The sequence below is a fragment of the Streptomyces sp. IBSBF 2435 genome (assembly GCF_036815005.1).
In the GTDB taxonomy this organism is placed as follows: domain Bacteria; phylum Actinomycetota; class Actinomycetes; order Streptomycetales; family Streptomycetaceae; genus Actinacidiphila.
Genome location: NZ_JAJSYW010000027.1, coordinates 22,192 through 43,344, shown reverse-complemented (window position 1 = coordinate 43,344; position 21,153 = coordinate 22,192). Strand labels below are relative to the sequence as shown.

The window sequence follows — 21,153 nt, the reverse complement described above, 5'->3', positions numbered from 1 at the left end:
CCGGCCAGCCCCGCACAGTCCGCCCCGGAGGAGCCGGCGCCGCTGGACGCCGACACCATCGCCGACACCATCCGGGACATCGCCGGCAAGCACGGGTGGAAGGGCGCCCACCTCGACCACATCCTCACCGCCCTGCCCGGCCACACCAAGGAGGCCCTCACGGACGTCCTCGCAGAGGCCGGGATCGAGGTCGCCGACCAGCTCAAGCTGACGCTCCCCGGAGGCCGCCCGCGCAACCGCCGGGGCGTCCGCCTCGCAGCCCTGCCCGAGCCCGCTCCCCCGACCGCCCAGGCGATGCCCCAAGGGACCGGTAGGCCGGTAGGAACCCCAGGTCAGGACGCGTCCTACCCGGCCCCTACCGACCGCATACCTACCCCGCAGAAGGGGGCGACAGGCACATGATCCGCCTCATCCTCGCGGCCTTCGACGACCGCCAGCTCACCACCGTCTACTGCGCCGCCTGCGCCCAGCACATGCCCATCGGCCACGGCTGCCAAAGCGGCAACAACCGCTGACGGCACCTGCTTCATCGGGCAAGGCGCCGACGCCGAGGACTGCCGCTGCTGGCCGCCGGTTGACGGCGCGTAGCTGATGACCGCCCGCTCCGTTCGCCGAACCCCGGCGAGCGGGGCCCGCGCGGTGGCAACATGGCCGACTACTCCCAGGGGGATTTATGAAGAAGATCGCGTTAGCCCTGCTCGGTCTGTTCCTCGCCGGGATGGCCATCACGGCCACCTTCACCGGCGGCATCTTCGGTATCGCGTTCGGTATCGCGTTCGCCGCCGGCTCCTGGCGCGCCTTCCGTGCAGTCGGCCGTCTCGCCCCCGCTGCGCCCACTGAGGACCGTCCCTGGCGGCGCTGAGTTAGCCGAACCGCGTCGCCCCGTCGCTGGCGGGGCGTTACCTGTCGTACTGGTCGGTGTACGCCGGGCCGCCGGGCTCGGACTCGCACCCCTGATTCGCCGCCGGCTCACCGAAGTGCGTAACGACCAGGCCATACGACTGGGCGGTCCCACAACCGCGCTCAATCCACTGGTTCGCGGCCAACGACCACACCATGAACAGCAGCAGGGCGATGCCAAGCTGGCTGCTGCGGCGGCGGATCCAGGGCTTCGCGGGTCTCTCGTTCTCCGACATGGCCGTGATTGTCCACGTCACCGCGGGGTGAGGCGCCCGGCGTCACCGAGTCGTGACACACCTCCGCCCCGTCACCATGCTGGTGGCGGGGCTGAGGTGTGCGCAGGGTCAAGCGGTGGTGACGCCGTACGCCTCGGCGAGCAACCGCAGCGCCTCGGCGAGCCCGTCGCCGTTGGGGACCCTGCGAGACCCGGCCCCCTGCTAGAACCCAGCAGGCGGCCTAACCGCACCCTGGCCTGCGCACTAGCACCCCCAACGAGGCTATCGACGACGCCGGGAGAGCACCGAAAGAGCCTGAGAGCCACAGACCAGGACCCAGCCCAAGCAGGCGGCCACGATGGCTGCACCAGTCTCGGCGCGACCACCGATCACGATGCACATCCCCGAGCCGACCAGCAAGGCAACACCTGCCAGCAGCAGACCGGCCACAATTCTGCGAGTGCGCACAGCCACGCCCAAATCCACCGCTTCCCCCTCATGAACCGTCACAGCGTCATCGAGGGGACCCTAACGCCGGGCACACGGCTGCCGCTCACCCAAGGGCGCCGATGGCCTTCAAGATCAGGGCGCGGGCCTGCGGTCCGTACACAGCCATTGAACGCAGCCGCTCGAACGCAGCCGCGTACACCTCGATGTCGGCTGGCTGCGTGACCGTCACACGGGCCGACAGCAGCTCGACGGACACCAGAGTGTCGTCGTACATGTGGAACGTCTCCACCGGCCACAGCGGACCCGGAGCCGCAGTCATGGGGATGATCCCGAACGAGACCGCGGGCAGCGCACCTGCGGTCAGCAGGTACCCCAGTTGGGCGGCCATCGCTTCGGCGTCGGCGACCTGATGGCGCAGCGCCGCCTCATCGATGACGAACACGAAGCGGCGCCCCGCCTCGTGAAGGATCCGCGACCGCTCCAGGCGCGCCACGACGGCCGCGGCCACATCGTTGGGGATGTCCCGGAACTCGGTGATGGTGGACAGCAGCCCGGCCGCGTACCCCTCGGTCTGTAGCAGCCCTGGGACGAGGGTGGGCGAGTAGACACGGAACAGCTTGGTCGACCTGAACAGAGGGACATAGCTGTGCTGTAGCTGGGCCAGGCCCGCCCGGAGCTTGCGCCGCCACTCCATGTACATCGACTCGGCGTTGCGGGACTGGGCGACGATGCCGGGCGCCTGGTCGTCGTTGCCGCACGCCTCACACCAGCGGCGGATGTCCTCTGCGGACGGCGGCGTGCGGGCGCCCTCGATCCGGTACGTCTTCGAGTGAGTCCAGCCGCAGCGCGCGGCCAGCTCAGTCCCGCTGATCCCGGCGTCCAGCCGGATCTCCCGGAGGCGCTGCGCCACGGCGCGCCGCGCCGCTTGAACGGTGGACGAGGGGGAGAGGGACATGAGCTGGCTTGGCTGCCTTTGCGCTATCGGATCTTGTACGTGTCGTGCGGGATCGCCCGGTCCCAGACCTCTTCGAACGCGGTCGCGCACAGCTTGGCGGCGGCCGGGTTCTCGCTGATCTCCCCGCCTCCTGAATGGCCTTCGCCGGTGAAGTGGTTCCACCGGACGAGGGTGCCGTCGATGAGCCAGAAGTCATTGCCGGGAAGTGCGATCTCCGATGCCAGCCGGCGCGGCAGCCACCGCACCTGCTCGCCGGCAAGAAGGTTCTTGAACGTCCCGGAATGCTCGAACCGGATGTACTCGCTGACCGGTTCGGACACAACCCGGGCGCGGCGCACGGCAACGCCCCGGGCGACCGTCGCAGCAATCAGCGAGTGCCACGGCCGCCACCACGAGGCGCGGTCGTCGGGATCGAGGCGGACACCGGCCCGCCAGTCGGCGAACGGCCCCTTCTCTTTGTCGACGGCGTAGGAGTCGCGCATCTCCAGATGGATCGCGGAGCGCTGCGCCGACCCGAGGAGTTCATCCCACGTGGGGACTGGCCGGCCGCTCGATGGCATCGCACGCCTCCCTGATCATGTCCACCATCCTGGCGGGGATACGGACGACAGCCTCGTGGTCCGGGATGCCGATGGCGTGCCCCGGCACCTGGAACGCTTCGCACTGCTGCTGGAGTTCGCTGTCGGGCCTCCAGCCCTGGAAGACGAACTCGTGGCTCTCCTGGTCGATCCACACCGTGGGGCTTTCGCCTTCCTCGGTGTCGGGGTCGATGCCGATGAACTGTAGTGACATGGCCTGCCTCCGGCCTTGGGGGTGTGCACGGATACACACAACGGTTGCCGTGCTGGGGTGGCCGGTCAAGGGGGCCTCATGGCCGTTGACCTCGATCGGGGTCACCTCGTGTTCATTCGTGCACATTGCTCGGTGTGGTGCACACGGCCCGCCTAGCGTCGAAGGGTGCCCGTCCCGCGCCCGGCGTGGGGGCGGGCAGAGAGAAGCCCCGCGGCTGGGCAGGCCCGGGGCGTGGCCACGCCGTAGAGGGGCGCAGCAATGACGACCTTAGCCCTCCCCCGCACCATCGAGACAGCAGACGGCTGGAAGACCGTCGACGACCTCCGGGCGGTCTTTCGCGCCCTCGGTGCGGACGAAGACGTGCTCCGCCGGATCGTCCTCCGGGATGACGCGGAAGGACGGCAGTACGTCGTTGTCGTGCCGCCGCTGGCCGTGGCGCTCGTCGCCGGCCTGGCGGAGCTGCTGCCCCCGGAGGTGAACGGCCGGTGAGGTACTGCACAGGCTGCTGCCAGCAGATCCCCCTGGACGTCGAGGCAGTGCTGACGGGTGTGATCGAGCAGGGGTCAGGCCCCGGCATTCCGCAGTACCGGCACCCCGGCTGCAAGCCGCGGCCGGCAGGCCCCGGGGCGGACCGGCCGCCGCAGGTCGGCATCCGCCGCGCCCCCTAAAGCTGGGGCTGCCGGGTCGCTGACGCACCGGTGGCCCCTACCCCTGCCGTCGTGCTGTGCCCCCGCGCGGCACGGCGGCAGGCCACCACCCTGAACCCCGCCCGACTGGAGAATTCATGCAGCCAACGTCACCCCGCGCGCTCCTGGCCCCGGGCGACTTCGCCGACGTCACCGCCACGGTGCTGGACAACAATCCGGGCATGGACACGGCCACCGCCGGACGGATCGTCACCGAGGCACTGGCGTTCGTCGCCACCGCCGCCCGACACCCAGGCGCCCCGATCGCCCCCTCACGGACCGTGGATGAGGGCTGGCACGCCCTGCTGCTCCACACCGCCGTGTACGCGCGCCTGTGTGACCGCCTCGGGGTGTTCGTCCACCACTACCCGGAGCGGCCCGACACGGCCCGGCAGGGGGCGGACGTCCTCGCCCGCACCATGGTCCTGATCCGATCGGACGGCCACACCCCCGACCCCGAGCTGTGGACAACCCCTGTGGACAACCGCATCCCGGTTGCAGCCCCGTGCGGGCACGCGCCCAGGTGCGGGCCGATCGACCCCATCCCGGCCCCACCGTCCGACGTGGCCGCTCTCGTCGGCTGACACCCGCAGTGTGGCCGGCAGGAGGAGCCCCGTGGAATGGATCGACCCGCGCTACGCCGCGGTCATGAAGGCGCTGAGGCAGGCACAGCAGGCCCGCACGGCGGACGACCGGCCGGTTCGCTTGTTCATCCTTCCCGCCCCGCCTGGCGGCCGTTGAGACCCGCGGTACAGCAGCACCTGTAGCGGTACCGCGGTCACGGAGCCCGCACCGGAGACACGCCCCCCAAGGCAGCCGGTGCGGGCTTCACCATCAGCCGGTTGTCGGTGATGATCGGCACCCAGAAGTGCACGCTCAAGCTACGCAGGCGCGTAGCCTGGCTGACCTGTGTTTTTACGGTGAACCGTGAAAACCCCTCCGCCCGCCCGCGTAGGCGGGGAAGTCCCCCCGGGCAGCCGCAAACACGCTGGTCACCTGCCAGGGTCTACGCCCTCGCGTGCCCTTCACAGGGTCGGCGGCCAGCCGGGCGTGGGCACCGGAACGTCCTCGTCGAAGCTGAGCAACCGCCACCCAGCACCCCCGGCGTAGCGCATCACCAGCGTCACCCACGGCCCGTCAGCGACATCCCCGGCCGCAGGGGGCGCATACAGTGCGAGGCGCTCGACGTCCGGGGCCAGCGGCTCCGTGTCCACCGTCATCACCCACGACTCGATGCCCTCTGGGGCACCCTGGGCGAAACGCTGGATCTGCGCGGACTCGTACACGCTCCACAGGCGGTGCCTCGGCTCGTCGACCACCAGGGCCTCAACGACCCCTTCCCGGGTGTAGCCGAGGTGCTTGAGCGCCTTGCGCTGCGGGGTGAGCCACAACTGCACCATGCACCGGCGCAGCGTCGGATCGATCCACGGCCACGCCGCCCGCAGGTTGAAGTCGATCCACAAGGCACGATGCACCGCCCGCCCCGCGAGGTGGATGGCCAGGTTCGGGCTGAGGTCGACGTCGTCTCGCTGCTCGCTCATCGGCCGACCCCCGGGCGCTTGATGCTGCTGTTGTACCTGATCAGCTCGTTGTTCATCTCGCGAACCAGCTCCTTTGCCGCGTGTTTGCGGGCGGCCGGCGTGGTGAAGTCGAAGCTACCGGCGATGTTGACGGCCTCGATGGTGACGCCGCCCCCGTTCTGCACCAGGGCCTGGAAGCTTGCGTAGTCGGCGGGGTTCAGGACCGCCTCGGGCCGGCCGGTGCGGTTGACGGCCATCGTTGCCCCGGGTTTGAGGAGCCCGCCCTGGTCGTACCCGCCGGGCCGGTTCAGGGCGCTGAGGGACCCGTAGCGGTGGAGGGCGTAGTTCAGGCCGGCATAGGTGTTGGCAAGGGGGTCGGTCGAGACGCCGTACATCGACGGGCCGCGCCCCCGGAACTGCCCCGCGTAGGTGTCGAACGTCCCCCGGATCACCTGCATGAGGCCGACGCTCGGGTGCCCCGCCTTGGCGTTGCTGTCCCAGAGGTTGACGGCCCGCGGGTTGCCGCCGGACTCCTGGTTCATGCGCCGCTCGACGGTGCCCAGCCACGATCCGGGCTGACCGAGGAGGCCGAGGGCCTGGGTGATGGTGGACGCCCACTGGGCGACCCCGGCGACGGGCGAATAGTTGATCTGCCCGGCGGTGTTCTTCTTGTCGTCGTCCCGGAGGAACCCGAGCATCTGATCGAGGATCGACGTCGGCACGCTCTTGATCATGCGGGAGAAGTCGCCGGACCCGGACGGGATACGGGCGATGAGCGGGTTCACCAACTCCTTGATGGCCGCCTCGGCGGCCTTCGCGAGACCGCCCCGCACAATGTCCTTCGCCCACCCGGCGGCGTCTCCGATGGCCCCACCGACGCCCTTGACGACACCGCCGATCGTCCCGCCGATGCCGTAGTAGGGGCCGCTGTTCCTGCTGCTGCCGACCGCCTGGTCGATCGCCGGGTGCCCGCCGAGCTTGGCGACCTGGGCCAGCGACAGCACCCGCTCACCGGGGGTGAGCATCGCGGGCACCGTGTCCCTGGTGCCCTTGCCCGGGACGACACCGCCGGCGGCGAAGCCGAGGGGGACATCCGGCAGGGTGATCTTCGAAGAGATCTTCCCCGCGATCTTGTTCCACATCTTCTCGATGCCCTGCCCGTACACCTTGCTGATCACGAACCGGACCGGGCCGGCGAACTTCTCCGTGATGCCGTTCCAGATGGTGCCCAGCGAATCCCGCAGCCCGGTGAACACTGCCTTCGTCGCACTTGAGAAGGCGCCGATCGACGTGCGGACCGAGCTGACCGTCGAGGTGAACTTCGACGACACCCCGTTCCACAGGCCGTTCCAGGTGTTCGTGACGCTGGTGCGCAGCGATGTGAACTGGCCGCTGATCCACGTGCGGGCGGAGGTGATCGCCCCGGACAGTCCCGACCAGAAGCTGTTCCAGGCCTGGCGGATTCCCGCGGTGAGGTTATTCCAGATCTGCTGGACGTCCCGGCGCAGCCCGTCGAAGATCGCTTTACCGCGGTCCCACAGCAGCGTGAACCAGCCGATGATCGCCGTAACCAGGTCCGGGATGATGCTGTGCCCGACGAGTACATCGAACAGCCATTGGAACGCGGCGGCGATGCCCTTCGTGACAGCAGTGACCGCGTCAATCGCCGGTTGCAGCGCACCGAGCAGGCCGCCCATGAACGCCACCAGGCCGCCCAGGACCGGCATCACGACGTTCGTGATCGTTCCCGTAGCCAGGCCGATCAGAGCAGTCGCCAGGTCGGCGACGACCGGCAGCAGCGGCAGGATCGCCGGCAGCAGCTGCGTGAGGAGCTGGGTCGACAGCAACACCACCTGCGGCAGCAGCGGCGCCACCGCGGTCAGGATCTGCGCCAGGGACTGCGCGAGCTGCACAACCACCGGGATCAGTACCGGGATGACCGGCAGCAGCGCCTGGAACATGCCGACGAACTGTTCGGCGTACCGGCTGACAAGCCCCCCGATGGCCGTGCCCAGGGCTGCGACGATCGGCACCAGGCCCTGTGATCCGAGCTGGTCGAGGGCCGCACCCAGGACGGGGCCGAGGTCGGAGAACACCCCGGACAGGGTTTGGACGATCTTCATGAACGGCGGCAGCAGGGACTTGCCCAGCTGAGCCACCACCGGCGCCAGCGCGGTGAACAGGCCGGTGACGATGCCCAGCACCGGCGTCAGCACCGGCCCCAAGGCTGCGATCATCTGCCCGACGACGACCAGCAGCGGAGAGACCGCCGTCACGGCCGCCCCGATCGCCCGCGCGACTGCCACCAGCACCGGGCCGAGGGCGGCGACGATGGGCGTAAGCGCCGCCCCGAGGGAGCGTGCCAGCAGCTCCACCGGCGGGACCAGGGTCGTCAGGATCGGGGCAAGGGATGCGAACAGCGGGCCCATGGCCTTGAGCAGTGGCGTCAGCGCGGACGCCAGCGCTCCGACGAGCTGGCCCACGACGGGCAGTACCGGGTTGAGGGCGGTCAGCAGCGCGCTGATGGCGCCGGCTGCCGCCATCAGCGGCGGGCCCAGCGCCTTGATGACCGGTCCCAGCGCCGACCCCAGCCCCTTCACCAGCGCCTGCACCGGCGGGCCGAGGGCAGTGACGACGGGGACGATGGTTTCCAGCGCGGTGATGAGCAGCGGGCCGGCGGTCTTCGCGATCAGGGAGAACGTCGAGAACAGTGCCCGCAGTGCGTCCTGTACCGCCGGGGAGCTGAACGCCGTGTTCAACGCCCCCGTGATCGTTTTCAGGGTGTTGAGGAACCCGCCACCGGAGGTGTTGGCGGCCTGGAACAGCGACCCGAGGATTCCCCCGATGTTGGCGAGGATCGGACCCAGCTGCTTCACCAGGTCGACCGCGTCGTCAATGGCCTTGGTGAGGCGGCCGTCCTTGAACGCCGCGGTGAGCTTCGCGCTGATGCTGTCCGCGCCCCGCCCGGCCGCCTCGGTGAGCTTCTGGAACGCCGGCGCTGCGGCCACACCGATCTGCGCCAGCCCCGTCACGAACTGCCCCGGGATACGGGACAGGGGCACCAGGCCCCCGTTGAGCCCGTCGAACAGGCTCCGCAGGGTGCCGGTCTTCCCCAGGTTCGTCACGGCCGACATGGCGTTCTTCGCCATCTCGTTGAGGACCCCGGCAGTACCGGACAGGCCGGCCCGCAGCGACGGCAGCGCCGCGTTCGCCATCGTGGTGAAGCTCGCACCGAGCCCGGAGAAGAGCTTCTGCTGCACGTCCAGCTTGAGCGCGGCCCAGGCGGCACGCTGCGCGACCACCGCAGTAACGAACCCGCGGGCCGCCGGAGCGAGCTTCGCCATGGCCTGAGCGAAGGTGTTCACCGCGCCCGTACCGCTCGTCGCAGACGCACCGGCCTGCGTGAGGGCTTCCTGCGCCTGGAGGATCGCGTCAGCGCCCGCCTGCGCGGTGCGGGCCTGCTGGATCTGGGCGTTCGTCAGGGCCTGCGTCTTGTCCGCGACATCCTGGACGGCGTCGGCTTCCGCCTGCTTGGCCTGCTTGACCTGGTCGCTTCCTTCCACCCCGGCCTTGTTCGCGGCCTTCGTGTCGTCGCTGAGTCGCTGGACCTGCTGCTGCTGCTCGACCAGGGACTGGACGGCCTCGTCGTAGGCGAGCTGGGCGCGGGCGATGGCGTCGGGGTCGCCGGTCTTCTGCGCGTCGGCCAGATCCTTCGCCGCGTCCTTGACCGCGAACTGGGCGTCCTTCTCCCCGTTCTGGGCGTCGACCAGGTTGTTGTTGAGATCCTGCAAGTCCCTCGCGGCCTGCTTGCGGGCCGCGTTTACCTGCTGCTGCGCCGCCAGCGAGGACCGCTGCGCCTGGGCGAGGTCCCGTTCCGCACCGGCCACCTGCTGCACGGCCGACCGATTGGAGTCCGCGGCGGACTGCGCGGCCCGCGCCAGGTTCCGCTGGGCGTCGGCGACCTGGTTGGTGGACCGGGTCGCACTGGCCCCGCTGCTGGTCGCCGGGGCAAGGGCCGCCTTGATGGCATCCCCGATACCGCCCGTGCCGATCTTGATCGCGGCGAACGCAGACGCCAGCGACAGGACCGCCGGTACGGCCAGCGCGGACGCCGGACCCATCTCAACGATGGCCTGAGACAGGCCCAGGATCGCCGGGGACCCCAGGATCGCCGCAGCCTTGAGGCTCATCAGCGAGCCGATCAGCCCGCCGAGACCGCCGCCGCTCCCCCCTGCGCTGCCGAGGGACGACAGGGACGACGTCAGCGTCGACAGGGCGGAGCGGTCGAAGTCGACGTGCACGTTCATGCGCCGATCGCGGGTCAGCACGTCGAGGCGGGTACGGGCTTCGGTGGTGTTCGCCTGCGCCACGACACTGACCGTGCGGCGACGGGTGAGGTTCGTCAGGTCATCGGCAGCAACCCGGGTGTCGACGTCGACACCGATACGGGCGCGCCGGCGGGCCGTCAGGTTCCGCAGCTCGTCGGCCGCGACCCGGGTGTCGACTGATGCCAGGATCCTCACCATGCGGTCTGCGGTCAGCCGGTCGAGCTGGGCCGTGACGCGCCGCAGGGCGGCGTCGGGGATGAGCGGCTTCACGGTGACGGTCAGGTCCCGCAGCCGCAGCCGGTCCAGGACCCTACTGTCGACGTCGAGCGACACCCGGAGCCGCCGGTCCGCGGTGATTCTCGCGAGGCGGGCCGTGAAGTCCTGCTCCCGTTCCAGGGTCAGGCCGACCTTGACCGTGTGCCGGGCGTTCTTCAACCGGTCAATCGACCGGTCGTAGGCGCTCTGGTCTGCGGTGACCTCGACGTAACCCTCGGCGATGCGAAAGGCCCCGGGCATCAGGCCACCGCCCCGCGGTCTTCATCGAGCAGGTCGTCGAGGGGGACGCCGATCACTTCGGCGAGTCCCGAAGCGATATCGACCGGGGGGCGTACACGGCCGCGTTCGTATGACCAGACCGCGAAGGGGCTGCGGTGGACGCGTGCGGCAACGTCGCCGGCGGTGAGGCCGGCCGCCTGGCGTGCTGCACGCAGACGAGTACCTGAGAAGCGGCGGTTCGACATCGAGGTGACCCCTGGTCATGAGCGGCATTCCTGCGGGGACCGCCATCGGGCCGCCCATCACGGGCCTGTCCGTCTGCTGTTGCCTTCGCCAGTCCCATCACGGGCGGGGCGCGGCGGCAGGGCGAAGAGAGTGTCCTGCTTGCAGCTTACGCCAGTCAGCCTACGATTCGCAGGGATAGAGGATGCTGATTCTTTGATTCGTAGGCAGGAGTCTCGATGGTGATTCAAACTCGATGGCCAGCGGCACCCGGATACGGGGCACTCCTCTGGCAGGCACGGCACCGCGGCGGAACATCACTGCTCGCCCTGGCCCGCGCGACCGGGGCCAGCACTAGCCACCTGAACAACCTCGAACACGGCCACTATCGGCCGGCGGAAAGCCTCGCCGTGCGCGTCGCCGACGCCGTGCCCTTCACCGAGTGGGAGCGGGCGGTGTGGCTGGCCCTCGCCGTCCCCGACCACCTCAAGGCCAACAAGGGGCGCCAGCCTGCGGCGCGGAGGGCGCGTCTTGCAGGTGACCCGTTTCGAGAAATGGGTCACCTGGCGCCGGATGGCGGGCGGCGTAGACGTTGCCGTCTGTGCCCGTGATCTCGGGCTACCCGTAAGAACCCTGTCACCAGCCGCAAACGTGATCTACTCCAGAGCTTCGTTGGCCGTGCGGTGTCTCAACACACTGCGTGCGGACCTGAAACCTCTCATGTCAGATCGGCGAAGTCTCGGACGGTTGTGGTTCCGGACCGGACGATCCAGATTCCGCTTCCAGGCGGTGTCTCGTCCGAGCGGGCTTTGAGGGCTTCGATGTCTACGACCGGGGGCCATTGGGTGCGCTGTGACCAATGCACTCCGCTGAAGTCGATGCCCCTCAGGTCAGTGTCGCGCAGGTCGTCATGGGTGAAGTCGTCCAGGAGTGTGGGCACCGATGCGGCATCGAGTACGGGGGGGTCTTGGCGTAGGACCGAGCCAATGGCCCGGCAAACCTCATTGGTACGGATTTCGATGAAGGCGTCGAGGTTGAGGGCGGGGTCGAGGTTGAGGGCGGCGTCGCAGGCGAGGTCGGGGTCGAGGTCGAGGTCGAGGACGTGGGCGCGCTCGAGGGCGAGGTCGAGGGCGAGGTCGAGGGCGCGGGCGCGGGCGAGGGCGCGGGCGAGGGCGCGGGCGCGGGCGAGGTTGAGGGCGAGGCGGCGGTCGCGGACGACGAGGGCGAGGGCGAGGGCGAGGGCGCGGACAAGGTCGAGGGCGCGGTCGCGGGCGAGGTCGAGGTCGAGGTCGCGGACGCGGTCGCGGACGACGAGGTCGAGGTCGCGGACAAGGATGTGGGCGAGGTCGCGGGCGAGGTCGAGGGCGAGGTCGCGGACAAGGTCGTGGGCGAGGTCGAGGGCGAGGTCGCGGACACGGACTCGGTCGCGGGCGAGTGCGCGTTGTGCTGCTTTGACGTCCGGGTGCTCGCGTAGGCCCATGCGGTCTGCGGGGCTGAGTGTGGGAAGGAAGTCCCCTGTGTGGGGGTGGCGGTGTGTGCCGGATGTGTCGGAGAAGGCCTGGGGCTGGGGTGACGGCGGGAGGATGCCGGCCAGTCCGGCTTCGGTGTCCAGGACGGTGCCGAGGGCGTTGACGGCGGTGTCGTGGCGGGAATGGATGAGGATTTCCCGCAGGCCGGCTTCGATGTCGAGGACGCTGTCCAGGCTGTGCTGGTACCGGCCGAGTCGGCTGCTGACGGCCTCGCCGTCGTCGTCGTGCGTGGGGTGGTCGGTCACTGTCCCTCCTCCCGTGCCTTGATTGCTTCTGCCACAGCTCGGCGGGCTTTGTAGAGGCTGGCGCGTACTGCGTCGTCGTTCATACCGAGTTGTTCGGCGATGTCGCCGGGGGTGAAGCCGGACAGGGTCCAGGCCAGAACCTGACGCTGCCGGGGCGGCAGGCTGCGCAGCAGAGGCAGCAGGTCGTGGCGGGCCTCCCAGGCCGCGATCGCGTCCGGGTCTGCCAGTAGTGACGTCGGCTCCGGTACCTGTTCCACGGGCTCTTCACAGGAGGCGATCCTGCGGACCAGCGCGCGGGAGGCAACCTTGTACACCCACGCCTGGGGCCGATCAATGGTGTGCCAGCGCTTGTAGGCGGAGAGCATGGTGTCTTGGGCGATGTCCGCTGCGACGTGCACGCCAGCGCCCTGACTGACCAAGAACCCCACCAACGCGCGGACCGTGGCGCGGTAGAAGGCGCTGAACGCCGCGTCCTTCGCTAGCTGTAAGTCGTGCCACGTGTCCAGGTGGTCCCCTATCGCGGGTGCGACAGCGGAGTGCTCAGGACCGTCCCCCGGTTCGTGGATACTCACGCTGCCGCGTCCTCCCTGTACTCCTCCACGGGGGAGATGCTCACCCGCAGCCGGTGACCGTCACGGTCCTGGTCGTCGAACTCCACCCGGCTGCCGGCGGCCACCTTCTCCGCGATACCCAACAGATAGGCATGGCGACACTGCTCACGGCGCGACCGCCAGCGCAGACGCAACCAGAGCCCCCACAACGCGAACGCCTTGGCGCTGACGACCGAGCCGATGGTAATCACAATCGTGGTCGTGTCCATCCCCTGCCCTCCCCTGATGCCGGGTACGGCCCCGGACCGAGTCTCATGCAGAGAAGAGGCTGAGAGAGCCTTGATCGTGAACCTCAGCCTGCGGAAACTTTCGCCGCGCAACGACGGAGTAGACGTACCGTCGTTTGCGGCTGGTGACAGGGTTCTTACCGGCACCCCATCTCGGCGGGTGTTTCATCTGGACCACCTGCATCACGCGTCGCGGTTGGCGCGGCCGACCCTGCGCCTACAGCCCGGTTACCGGGTTCTCCTCCCAGCGGTCGCCGTCCTCGAAGTAGCCCAGCAGGGCCTTGCTGCCGTCCGCCCACCCGCCGTGGCGGCCGATCCGCACCAGGTCATGGCCGGCCTTCCTTGCGGCCGTAGCGAACCCGCGGCGCAGGGAGTGACCGGACCATTCACCGTCCAACCCTGCGGCTGCGGCGCTGCGTTCTACGACCTGGGCGGCGGCCTGCGCGGTGAGGCGGCCGGAGCTGTCGCCGATCGGCAGGCCGCGCCGCATCATCGGCGGGGCCACGCGCCCGTGTCGGTCGACCCGGACGAACAACGGGCCCTCGGTACGGCCCGCCTCGGCCAGGGCCCCACGCAGGGCACGGACGGCCCGCACCGGGCACGTGGCCGGGCGGCCGCCGAAGGGGACCGCGGTGTCCGTGAACGCCTTAATCTTGCGGCGGTAGACGCTCGCGTCGATGCCCTGCTCGGTCTCGGGAACGTCGGCCAGGTCGAGGGCGACGAGCTCGGAGACGCGGGCCGCCGTGGCGAAGCCGAGCAGCAGCAGCGCGGCGTCCCGCTTCCCGATCAGCATGTCGCGGTCGAGGGTGGCGAGCATCGACCGGAGCGCCGCGGGCTCGGCCGGCTTCGCCTTGCGCTGGCGTGCCGCCGGGTCCTTGGTCCGGGCGAGCCGGTCGCGGTAGCCGCGCAGCACGACCCGGGCGCCCTTGGTCGAGGGCGGGGTCAGGTTCGCGGCCGTGTGGGCGGTGCGGATCGCGGCGATAGCGCGTTCGACGGAGCTGGGGGAGTAGGGCCGGCCGGTCGACCGGCGGGGCGTGGTCGTCAGGTGGGCGGCGTACTCGACGATCGTCTCGGGCTGGGCAGGCAGGGGGGCGAAGCCCTCCGCGATGCACCAGTCGGTGAACTGCCGCCAGTCGGAGCTGTAGGCGCGGCGAGTCGAGTCGGCGGTGCCGGCGGCGAGGGCTTCGCGGGCGGCTCCGCTCAGCGCCGGGGTGGTGTTGTCGACGACTGCTGACGGGCCGTTGGTGGGTACAGCAACCTCATTGCTCTGACTCATGAGAAGAAACGTTATCGTGAGTCAAAGACTGAGGGGCGGAAACAGCTCAGCCCCGCCAGGGCGTGACTGGCAGGGCTGAGCCGAGGACTACGTCAGGCCGCGTCCCCGCCGCCCGAGCGGTACGCCTCCCGCAGCGCTTCGCGCGCCACCTGCCCCGCCCGGATGGCCTTCCGCGTCTCGGCGTCGACCACCTCGGCCCGGCGTTCCGCCGCCCGGTCCTCGCGCCCCGCCGGCTCGCTCTCCGGCGAGTCGGCGGCCGGACGCGCCCGCCGCGCGTACTCCTCGGCCGTGCGCTCGGTCAGCGGTCGCCATCCGTTCACCCGACCCCGGCGGGCAATCCGATCCGCGTGGGCCTGCGCCGAAGGCATGGCCGGCGGAATCGACGCGTGGGGGTTGTAAGGCTTCTGCTCCATGGTGCTGCTCTCCCTTTGTGACGGTGAGGGTGCGACTACTCGGCGCCCAGCGCCCGGCTGGCCGCTCACGCCTCCACCTCCGGCAGACCCGGCAGTCCCTCGATCTGCTCGGACAGATGGTGCGCCGTCATCACGGCCTTCGCCCTCGACGCCGGGTTGATGCCGACACCGTGCGACCCGGCCGCCGTGTCGAACACCTGCGCTGCCGTCGCCGCATCCTGCAACGCCACCTGCGCCTGCCCGATGGCCCGCGCATACCGGCGCGTCGCATACTCGTACCGCTCCGCCGCGTGCTCCCGGGTCGCTTTCGCCGACGCGCCCGCCCGGTCGTACAGGGCGTGCACCGCCTCCGCCAGCGCCTCGTTCGCCTCCCGCCGCGCGGCGTGGTCGTTGGGCTTCTCCCGCATCACCGTCTGCACGGCGCCATGCGCGGCCTCGACGTCCGCCAGGGCCTTGGCCACCTTCGGGTGAAGGTGCTCCCGATCGGAAGGGATCGCGAAGGTGTGGGCGCGGTCACCTGGGATGGTGAACGAGACCGGGTGACCATTCAGTTCGGTAAACATGCTGTGCTCCTCCTGTTGTGTTCCGTCTGCTTACGCGGCCGTGCACGTCTACGTGTCGGCCGCCATCTCGGCGAGGACCCGTTCGTTCTCCGCCTCCGCCGCCGCCACAGCCGCCGCCAGGTGCCGGCGGCGCTCCTCCAACTCCGCCTCCGGCACCGCCTCGTGCCCCTCGCGCGCCCACCGCTCCCGGCGGGTCGGCCACGGCGTGAGCCCCTGGCGGCGCCGGGCGCCCTCGACCAGCTCCGCCAGCTCGTCCACAGCCGACCCCTCGTACGGCAATGGCCACCGGGCGCCCAGCCCGCACGACTCGTCGTGCCACCGGCACACCGGGCCCGGCACCGGCGGCCGGCCGAGCCGGTCCAGCCGTGCCCGCAGGCTGCGGGTACTCACGCCGCACCCGCTTCCTGCGCCGCCTCGATCTCCGCGATGCGCTCCGCCAGGTCCACGTGCTCACGCACCGCCGGCAGCGCCCCGAGCAGCGCCGTCGCAGCCCGTACACGGATCGCCGGGGACTTGTCCACCAAGGCCTCCCGCAGCGTGTCCACCGCGTCCCGGGACGCAGCCGCGATGGCGTCGGTGATCTCCCCCAGGATTTCGCGCCGGGCCTCCCGCACGTCCGCGGCGAACGCCGGGTCCTCCCGCCACCGGCGCACGGTTCGCCCCGATACGCCCACCTCTGCGCCGACCTTGTCCGTCGACAAGCCGCGGGCCAGCAGCGCCGCGGCACGCGGCTTCTGGTCCAGGTCAGAAACGGTCATCACCGGTCATCCCCTTCCGTGGCCGGGTCGTACGAGGGCCGGTAGACGATCTGCCGGCGGAAGGACTCGAACGACTCCTCGGTGTGGGCGAACGGCGGGGCGCACGGGCCGGCGTCGACGAAGGGCAGCAGGATGTCCTCGCCGTCTGCGGCGGTAGCCACCTTCCAGGCGATGACGGGGTCGAGGGTGGTCTCGCCGTCGTCGGTTTCTTCGAGGTACCAGCCGGGTGCGGCGGGGATGATCTGGGGCATTGCTTCTCCTCGGGTCAGTGGTCCGTCGTCGTCGGAGCAGGGCTACGGGCGTGCGCCGCGCTTGTCGACTCGGTTGAGCAGCATGTCGACGTGGCAGGGCTCGCTCAGCGGGCAGCGGCACGCGACGCGGGTGTCGGCCAGCTCGGTGACCGCCTGGCGGACGATCTCGGGGTGGGTGTCGAGGTGTTCGGCGTACAGCCGCAGTGCCTCGGCGCGGTCGTGCGTGGTGCCGCCGCAGGCCGGTTGCTTGCACGGCTTGTTGACGCGGTGGGGGTTGGCGTACGGGCTGCCGGGGAGCTTGGGCCCGCGGCGGCCGGCATAGATGGCACCCGCGGGGAGGCGAGGGTGGAACAGGTCTCCGTCGACCTTGGTGCGGCGGGGGTGGGGCGTGTTCATGGCTGGCTCCGGTTGTGGACGCGTCCGGGGAATGTGGACGTGGACAACGTGGACACGTGTCCACACACCCCCCTCGCGCGTCGCAGGAAAGGAGAGATGTCCTTATTTCTTTTAGTTCGTCAGGGGTGCGCGAGGCCGTTCCGATCCCGATACGGGGGTGTGTGGACACGCGTCCACATGTCCACATCGGGGATTCGGTGTCCCCGTGTCCACATGTGATTAGTCCGTTGTGACACAAATGTGGTCACCTTCTTCGAAGACCCATTCCCGGGACACGGCGAGGGCGACGGCCTTCTCAAGGAGAGGTCGGTCCCGGCTGGCGAGAGTGCGGTTCAGCGCCCCGTAGGTGATGCCGCCCACCTGGGAGGCGTGCTTGCGTACGAGGCGGGCGACACGCTCCAGAACAAGGTCTGCACCCTGCTTGGCGTTGTGCTCGCGCACCGCCTTCTCGACCGCGGCGACTTCCTGCCGCTCGCGTTCGGCTGCGGCCTCGCGCTGGGCCCGGGCGATGAGGCTCTCCCGAACACCACACGATGCGGCCCACAGCATCTCGGCCAGCTCCCAATCCGCCTCGGTCGTCGCGTATCGGCCGCCGTCGAGCAGGGCGAAGATCGCGGCGAGCTTGACCTTCATCAGCCCCGCGTGGCCGTCGAGTTCGGAGACTTCGACTTCGCCGCGGGCTCGGGCGGTGTGCTCTCGCCAGAGCTGGCGCCGGATGTGGTCGGGGAAGGTGATGTTCACGGGCTCGGCCGGCTGCAACTGGCCGGGGTGCTTCTCGATGGGCCCGGGCCAGGCCGGGGGTTCGTCGGGGATCGAGGGGTCGGTTGCCCAGCACCACAGGAACCGTTGCGGTGTGCCGGTGCTGGCGTCGGCGATCAGCGGCATGGCCGTACTCGGCTGGAAACCCACCAGCAGGCCGAGACTGTAGGTGCCGGCGGCGACGTAGCGCGTCCGCTCCTCGGAGGCGTTCGTCTGGCCGAGGGTCTCGCCGACGGCCGCGCGCCGCAGCGTCTCGGCGAGGACGGAACCGGATCGCGCGCCGAGCTGCGCGAGAGTCTGCCCCTCGTCCACGTACAGGTACGCGTTGTGCCTGACCTGCTGGCGCTTCCGCACGGTCACGGGATCGCCCTTATTGGGTCCGTGCCGGTGGATCTCGCCTGTCTCGACCTCGACGACGCCCATGAACATCTCGGCGATGCCCTCACCGGTGCCGACTGGCAGGCCGTCGCGGAACTCGTCGTCCACGTGGGGCATGAGGTCGCGGGTGAGGGACTGGCCGGTCGACTTGCCGGCGCCGGACGGGCCCACGGTGGCGGCGAAGATGTTGAGGCTGGCCCGACTTCCGATGCCGGTGTCGGCCCGCAGATGGTGGGAGATCATGCCGGACAGACGGGCGAGCGTGCCGAAGAGCAGCACGTCTCCCGAGCAGCCACGGGAGTGCGCGGCCTGCCGGATGTGCTGGAACACCGGGCGCGCTGCCCAGAATGCCTCGGGGAGCCGGCCAGTCTGCATCGGCTGCTGCGGTGCGGCCGGGCCAGAGTCGGCGGCCGGGCTCGGCTCGGTCCCGTCGGCCAGGTCGCTCCAGTCGACGGGCGGGGCCGCGTCGGTGGGCGGCAGCAGGTCCTCGAAGCCGTGTCGTGACTCGGTGAGGCAGCGCTGTCGTACTTCGGTGAGCACGGCGGCAGGGAGTCGTGTGGCCGCGCCGCTGGTGGGGTGGCCGCCGGCGGCGCGCTTGATGTCGCGGGCGGCCTCGCTGGTGTTCCCGCCGTAGTTGAGGTGGGCCCACAGGGTGCCGATGGTGAGCTTGTTGCCGGGCGCCTGGGCGCCGACGGGCAGGTCGGAGCGCTCCGACCAGTTGATGGCCACGTGGTCGTCGCACAGCAGGCTGTAAGCGCTGCTGGGGCGGTCACCGTTGGCGGTGGGCCGGAGCCACTTCTCCCGGCCGTCGCTGTGCTGGCCCTGGTAGGTGAAGCCGGCGGGTTCGAGAACGTCCCGGAATTCGAGCATGTCGGCGAGGACGTCGAGGGGCCCGGTCCCGGAGCGTTGCGCGGGCCGGTCGGAGCGCGGGGGCCGCGGCGGGGGCGCCGTACGTCCGAGGCGCTGCGCCTTGCGGGCCTGCTTCTCGCTCGCGGCCTGCGCGAGCACCTCGCGGGCGGCGGGCGCCAACTGCGCGGCGATGCCCGCCAGGTCGTCGAAGTCGTACAGGACTCCGCTGCCGGGGCCGATCGAGGTGGGGCGCTCCAGCCCTTCCTTGCGGTTCACGGTGCCGGGCAGCTTCATCAGCCGGTCGAGGTTGCCGACCTCGGCGTCCCACGACCAGCCGAGAACGTACGCCTGCGCGGCGAGGATAGCCTGCCACCCGGTGGTGACTTCCTTGACGCGTGCCCGGTCGGCGTCGCCGCCGATGACGCGCCGGTCGGCGAGCATCCAGTGGGAGTTATAGCCTCCACCGGACAGGGTCCAGCCGCTCGGTGCCGGCAGGCCCGACTCGGCGACCACCTTGGCCACGGCGTCCATGTCGGGGGGCGCGGGCAGGTCGTCGGGGCTGGGCTTGTGACCGATGGTGCCGAAGTCCCCGTCAGCCCACAGGTGGGTGAGGGCGTGCGCGAGGTCTTCGCCGCCGCGGCCTTCCTCGGGCCGCTCGCGCAGGGTCGTCACCTGAGCGTAGATACCCTTGGGGTGCCGCTTGTCGAGCCGCACGGAGTAGTTGACGGCCGCCTCGATGCCCGCCTCGTCGGTAGTGAAGCGGCGGCCGGCCCATCCGTCTGCGTCGGAGCAGATGCTGATGAGCCCGGGCTGGCCGGCGTAGAGGTGGCCGAGCCACGTCCGGATGGTGGCCGAGTCGGCGGCGAGGCGCTGTTGTGCGGGAGCGGTCACCGTTGCACCTCCGGGAAGTAGTACGCGCCCGGGATGCGGCCAACGCAGCGGGCACGGCGCGGGCACAGCCGCGGTGAGCCGACGTGGCCAGCGGGGTGGACATGCTGGTGCGGGCAGAACGGGCAGTCGATGACGAGCAGCAGCAGGGGGCGCTGCTCGCGGTCGAGCAGGTCCGGACTGGTGGTGATGACGAGCCGGGCCGCCGCCGGCCGAAGGCCCACCGCCCGGGCGTCACGGGGGTGCGCGGGCGGGTCCTCAGCCGCAGCGAAGAGGCTGGGCTGTTCGGTGGTGCTCATGGACACGCGTGTTTCTCCAGAAGGGAGCGCCCGGGCTCCCACCTTGGTCAGGTGGGAGCGTCGGCGAGGGGGGTATGTCGTCACGCGGGGCGGGTTCCTGCGCTGGCGACCGTGTTCAGCTCGCGGCAGACGGCTTCGATCGCCTCTGGGTCGGCGCCGGCGACTTCAACGGAGGCGCAGCGCTGGACGAGGGCGCCCAGTTCGTCCCAGGGGGAGAAGTAGCGGCGGGCGGTACCGAGGTCGATGCGGCAGTGGGTGCCCGCGGGCAGCGGGTCTCCGCCGCGCGATTCGCGGGGGAGCCGTGCCACGCCGTGGCTGTCCACGTCGAGTCGGATGACCAAGGTGGGGCGCACAACGGGGCCCGGCCTCGACGAGGCGACGAACAACCGCTCCCCGCCTCGTTCGTTCGCCGGCCGTCTCCGCGGGGAGGCTCCGCGGGGAGGGACGCGCGGCGCCCCGCTGGACCGCGGCCTGCCTTCCGTGTCATCGTTGTTCACTGTCGATCCGTTCTTCTGGACGTCGCCCCGGGTAGCTGGCGAGCTATGAGCCCGGGGCTTTCGCACGTGGATGAGGCGATGGCCTCTGCCTGGTCGGTGCTGGCGTTACCGACCCTTAGCGGGGGTCGCATCTATGCGGCAGCGCCGTTCGGGCTGGCGGCCTTGGTGTCCGGCCGCAGCAGGATGCGGAGCTTGTCTTCCTGCGAGCGGCTGAGCGGCGGGGCGGCGTCGACGAGGTCGGCGATGCGCTGCCAGTACCGGGCAGTACGTTCGTCGCCGTTGGCGCGCGCCTGCTCGGCGAGGTCGGCGGCCGTCATGCCGCCTTCTCGGGGATGTGGTTGGCGCTGGCGATTCCGAGGAATTCGGCGAGCTGGAGTGCAGCACCCGTGCGGGGCTGAGTCTGGCCGGCGAACCACCTGGAGACGGTTCCAGGGTCTGCCCCCATGGCTCCTGCAACTTCACGGATTGACACGCACAGGCCTTCTCTGACCTGCGCGGCTTCTCCGGAAGCGAGCATGCGGCGCACCTCGGAAACCCGCTTAAGGGCTTCGATATCCATGGGATGAGTGTCCCACTAGCGCTGCTATGAATGCAACATTCTCACCGTAACATTGCAGTCGTGTGCAACACTCAACCGCAGGGAAGTGTTGC

At 70.3% G+C, this 21,153-nt stretch carries 28 protein-coding genes and 1 pseudogene; 7 read left to right on the top strand and 22 right to left on the bottom strand.

From position 1 onward, the window contains the following. Positions 1-402: pseudogene (locus V7E46_RS07965) on the top strand (hypothetical protein); the annotation flags it as partial. Between the two features lie 271 nt (positions 403-673). Further along, the gene (locus V7E46_RS07960; protein ID WP_333767753.1) at positions 674-862 is read left to right on the top strand and encodes a hypothetical protein; all 189 of its coding nucleotides are present in this window, start codon (positions 674-676) and stop codon (positions 860-862) included. Positions 863-899: 37 nt separating this feature from the next. On the opposite strand, the gene V7E46_RS07955 is transcribed toward V7E46_RS07960, so the two are convergent. From V7E46_RS07955 to V7E46_RS07940, 4 genes are all read right to left on the bottom strand, one after another. Continuing rightward, positions 900-1,136, bottom strand: a complete 237-nt coding sequence (locus V7E46_RS07955) for a hypothetical protein (protein ID WP_333767752.1) — start codon at positions 1,134-1,136, stop codon at positions 900-902. Positions 1,137-1,668: 532 nt separating this feature from the next. After that, on the bottom strand, positions 1,669-2,520 hold the full coding sequence (locus V7E46_RS07950; protein WP_333767751.1) for a helix-turn-helix domain-containing protein: 852 nt from the start codon (positions 2,518-2,520) through the stop codon (positions 1,669-1,671). A 23-nt stretch (positions 2,521-2,543) separates the two neighbouring features. Continuing rightward, positions 2,544-3,080, bottom strand: a complete 537-nt coding sequence (locus tag V7E46_RS07945) for a DUF6879 family protein (protein ID WP_333767750.1) — start codon at positions 3,078-3,080, stop codon at positions 2,544-2,546. After that, positions 3,043-3,312, bottom strand: a complete 270-nt coding sequence (locus V7E46_RS07940; protein ID WP_333767749.1) for a hypothetical protein — start codon at positions 3,310-3,312, stop codon at positions 3,043-3,045. Before V7E46_RS07940 ends, V7E46_RS07945 begins: the two co-directional genes overlap by 38 nt. A 258-nt stretch (positions 3,313-3,570) precedes the next feature. On the opposite strand from V7E46_RS07940, the gene V7E46_RS07935 reads away from it, so the two are divergent. From V7E46_RS07935 to V7E46_RS07920, 4 genes are all read left to right on the top strand, one after another. Next, a complete protein-coding gene (locus V7E46_RS07935; RefSeq protein ID WP_333767748.1) occupies positions 3,571-3,801 on the top strand; it encodes a hypothetical protein in 231 nt (76 codons plus the stop codon). Further along, a complete protein-coding gene (locus tag V7E46_RS07930; RefSeq protein WP_333767747.1) occupies positions 3,798-3,980 on the top strand; it encodes a hypothetical protein in 183 nt (60 codons plus the stop codon). The genes V7E46_RS07935 and V7E46_RS07930 overlap by 4 nt, the downstream gene beginning before the upstream one ends. A 116-nt stretch (positions 3,981-4,096) precedes the next feature. Further along, positions 4,097-4,582: a glycine-rich domain-containing protein gene (locus V7E46_RS07925; protein ID WP_333767746.1), complete on the top strand. Its 486-nt coding sequence runs from the start codon at positions 4,097-4,099 to the stop codon at positions 4,580-4,582. Between the two features lie 31 nt (positions 4,583-4,613). Further along, positions 4,614-4,739, top strand: coding sequence for a hypothetical protein (locus tag V7E46_RS07920; RefSeq protein ID WP_333767745.1), 126 nt, complete (start codon positions 4,614-4,616; stop codon positions 4,737-4,739). Positions 4,740-5,023: 284 nt separating this feature from the next. Here V7E46_RS07920 and V7E46_RS07915 read toward each other — a convergent pair whose 3' ends face one another. From V7E46_RS07915 to V7E46_RS07905, 3 genes are read right to left on the bottom strand one after another with little or no spacing between them, the layout of a single operon-like run. After that, positions 5,024-5,539: a hypothetical protein gene (locus V7E46_RS07915; protein ID WP_333767744.1), complete on the bottom strand. Its 516-nt coding sequence runs from the start codon at positions 5,537-5,539 to the stop codon at positions 5,024-5,026. Further along, the gene (locus V7E46_RS07910) at positions 5,536-10,362 is read right to left on the bottom strand and encodes a transglycosylase SLT domain-containing protein (RefSeq protein WP_333767743.1); all 4,827 of its coding nucleotides are present in this window, start codon (positions 10,360-10,362) and stop codon (positions 5,536-5,538) included. Before V7E46_RS07910 ends, V7E46_RS07915 begins: the two co-directional genes overlap by 4 nt. After that, positions 10,362-10,586 carry a helix-turn-helix domain-containing protein gene (locus tag V7E46_RS07905; protein ID WP_333767742.1) on the bottom strand — a complete coding sequence of 75 codons (225 nt, stop codon included), beginning with the start codon at positions 10,584-10,586 and terminating at the stop codon, positions 10,362-10,364. The genes V7E46_RS07910 and V7E46_RS07905 overlap by 1 nt, the downstream gene beginning before the upstream one ends. A gap of 216 nt (positions 10,587-10,802) precedes the next feature. Here V7E46_RS07905 and V7E46_RS07900 point away from each other — a divergent pair, with 216 nt between their 5' ends. Next, the gene (locus V7E46_RS07900; protein ID WP_333767741.1) at positions 10,803-11,174 is read left to right on the top strand and encodes a helix-turn-helix domain-containing protein; all 372 of its coding nucleotides are present in this window, start codon (positions 10,803-10,805) and stop codon (positions 11,172-11,174) included. Positions 11,175-11,281: 107 nt separating this feature from the next. On the opposite strand, the gene V7E46_RS07895 is transcribed toward V7E46_RS07900, so the two are convergent. From V7E46_RS07895 to V7E46_RS07825, 15 genes are all read right to left on the bottom strand, one after another. After that, positions 11,282-12,337: a hypothetical protein gene (locus tag V7E46_RS07895; protein ID WP_333767740.1), complete on the bottom strand. Its 1,056-nt coding sequence runs from the start codon at positions 12,335-12,337 to the stop codon at positions 11,282-11,284. Further along, positions 12,334-12,909: an RNA polymerase sigma factor gene (locus V7E46_RS07890; RefSeq protein ID WP_333767739.1), complete on the bottom strand. Its 576-nt coding sequence runs from the start codon at positions 12,907-12,909 to the stop codon at positions 12,334-12,336. The genes V7E46_RS07895 and V7E46_RS07890 overlap by 4 nt, the downstream gene beginning before the upstream one ends. Beyond that, complete coding sequence (locus tag V7E46_RS07885) at positions 12,906-13,157, bottom strand: hypothetical protein (protein WP_333767738.1); 252 nt, start codon at positions 13,155-13,157, stop codon at positions 12,906-12,908. The genes V7E46_RS07890 and V7E46_RS07885 overlap by 4 nt, the downstream gene beginning before the upstream one ends. A 235-nt stretch (positions 13,158-13,392) precedes the next feature. Further along, a complete protein-coding gene (locus V7E46_RS07880; protein ID WP_333767737.1) occupies positions 13,393-14,451 on the bottom strand; it encodes a site-specific integrase in 1,059 nt (352 codons plus the stop codon). 92 nt (positions 14,452-14,543) lie between these two features. Then, positions 14,544-14,771, bottom strand: a complete 228-nt coding sequence (locus V7E46_RS07875) for a hypothetical protein (protein ID WP_333767736.1) — start codon at positions 14,769-14,771, stop codon at positions 14,544-14,546. Between the two features lie 158 nt (positions 14,772-14,929). Next, positions 14,930-15,427 carry a hypothetical protein gene (locus V7E46_RS07870; protein ID WP_333767735.1) on the bottom strand — a complete coding sequence of 166 codons (498 nt, stop codon included), beginning with the start codon at positions 15,425-15,427 and terminating at the stop codon, positions 14,930-14,932. Between the two features lie 48 nt (positions 15,428-15,475). Further along, the gene (locus V7E46_RS07865) at positions 15,476-15,817 is read right to left on the bottom strand and encodes a hypothetical protein (protein ID WP_333767734.1); all 342 of its coding nucleotides are present in this window, start codon (positions 15,815-15,817) and stop codon (positions 15,476-15,478) included. Then, positions 15,814-16,185, bottom strand: a complete 372-nt coding sequence (locus V7E46_RS07860) for a helix-turn-helix domain-containing protein (RefSeq protein WP_333767733.1) — start codon at positions 16,183-16,185, stop codon at positions 15,814-15,816. Before V7E46_RS07860 ends, V7E46_RS07865 begins: the two co-directional genes overlap by 4 nt. Next, positions 16,185-16,436 carry a hypothetical protein gene (locus tag V7E46_RS07855; protein WP_333767732.1) on the bottom strand — a complete coding sequence of 84 codons (252 nt, stop codon included), beginning with the start codon at positions 16,434-16,436 and terminating at the stop codon, positions 16,185-16,187. The genes V7E46_RS07860 and V7E46_RS07855 overlap by 1 nt, the downstream gene beginning before the upstream one ends. A gap of 42 nt (positions 16,437-16,478) precedes the next feature. Next, complete coding sequence (locus V7E46_RS07850) at positions 16,479-16,832, bottom strand: DUF4326 domain-containing protein (protein WP_333767731.1); 354 nt, start codon at positions 16,830-16,832, stop codon at positions 16,479-16,481. Positions 16,833-17,051: 219 nt separating this feature from the next. Next, positions 17,052-19,709: a hypothetical protein gene (locus tag V7E46_RS07845; protein ID WP_333767730.1), complete on the bottom strand. Its 2,658-nt coding sequence runs from the start codon at positions 19,707-19,709 to the stop codon at positions 17,052-17,054. Next, complete coding sequence (locus V7E46_RS07840) at positions 19,706-20,005, bottom strand: hypothetical protein (RefSeq protein WP_333767729.1); 300 nt, start codon at positions 20,003-20,005, stop codon at positions 19,706-19,708. Before V7E46_RS07840 ends, V7E46_RS07845 begins: the two co-directional genes overlap by 4 nt. Before the next feature lie 80 nt (positions 20,006-20,085). Beyond that, a complete protein-coding gene (locus tag V7E46_RS07835) occupies positions 20,086-20,313 on the bottom strand; it encodes a hypothetical protein (protein WP_333767728.1) in 228 nt (75 codons plus the stop codon). 320 nt (positions 20,314-20,633) lie between these two features. Beyond that, positions 20,634-20,819: a hypothetical protein gene (locus tag V7E46_RS07830; protein ID WP_333767727.1), complete on the bottom strand. Its 186-nt coding sequence runs from the start codon at positions 20,817-20,819 to the stop codon at positions 20,634-20,636. Beyond that, positions 20,816-21,061 (bottom strand): helix-turn-helix domain-containing protein, encoded by a 246-nt coding sequence (locus V7E46_RS07825; protein ID WP_333767726.1) that lies wholly within the window; start codon positions 21,059-21,061, stop codon positions 20,816-20,818. The genes V7E46_RS07830 and V7E46_RS07825 overlap by 4 nt, the downstream gene beginning before the upstream one ends. Positions 21,062-21,153: the final 92 nt, after the last annotated feature.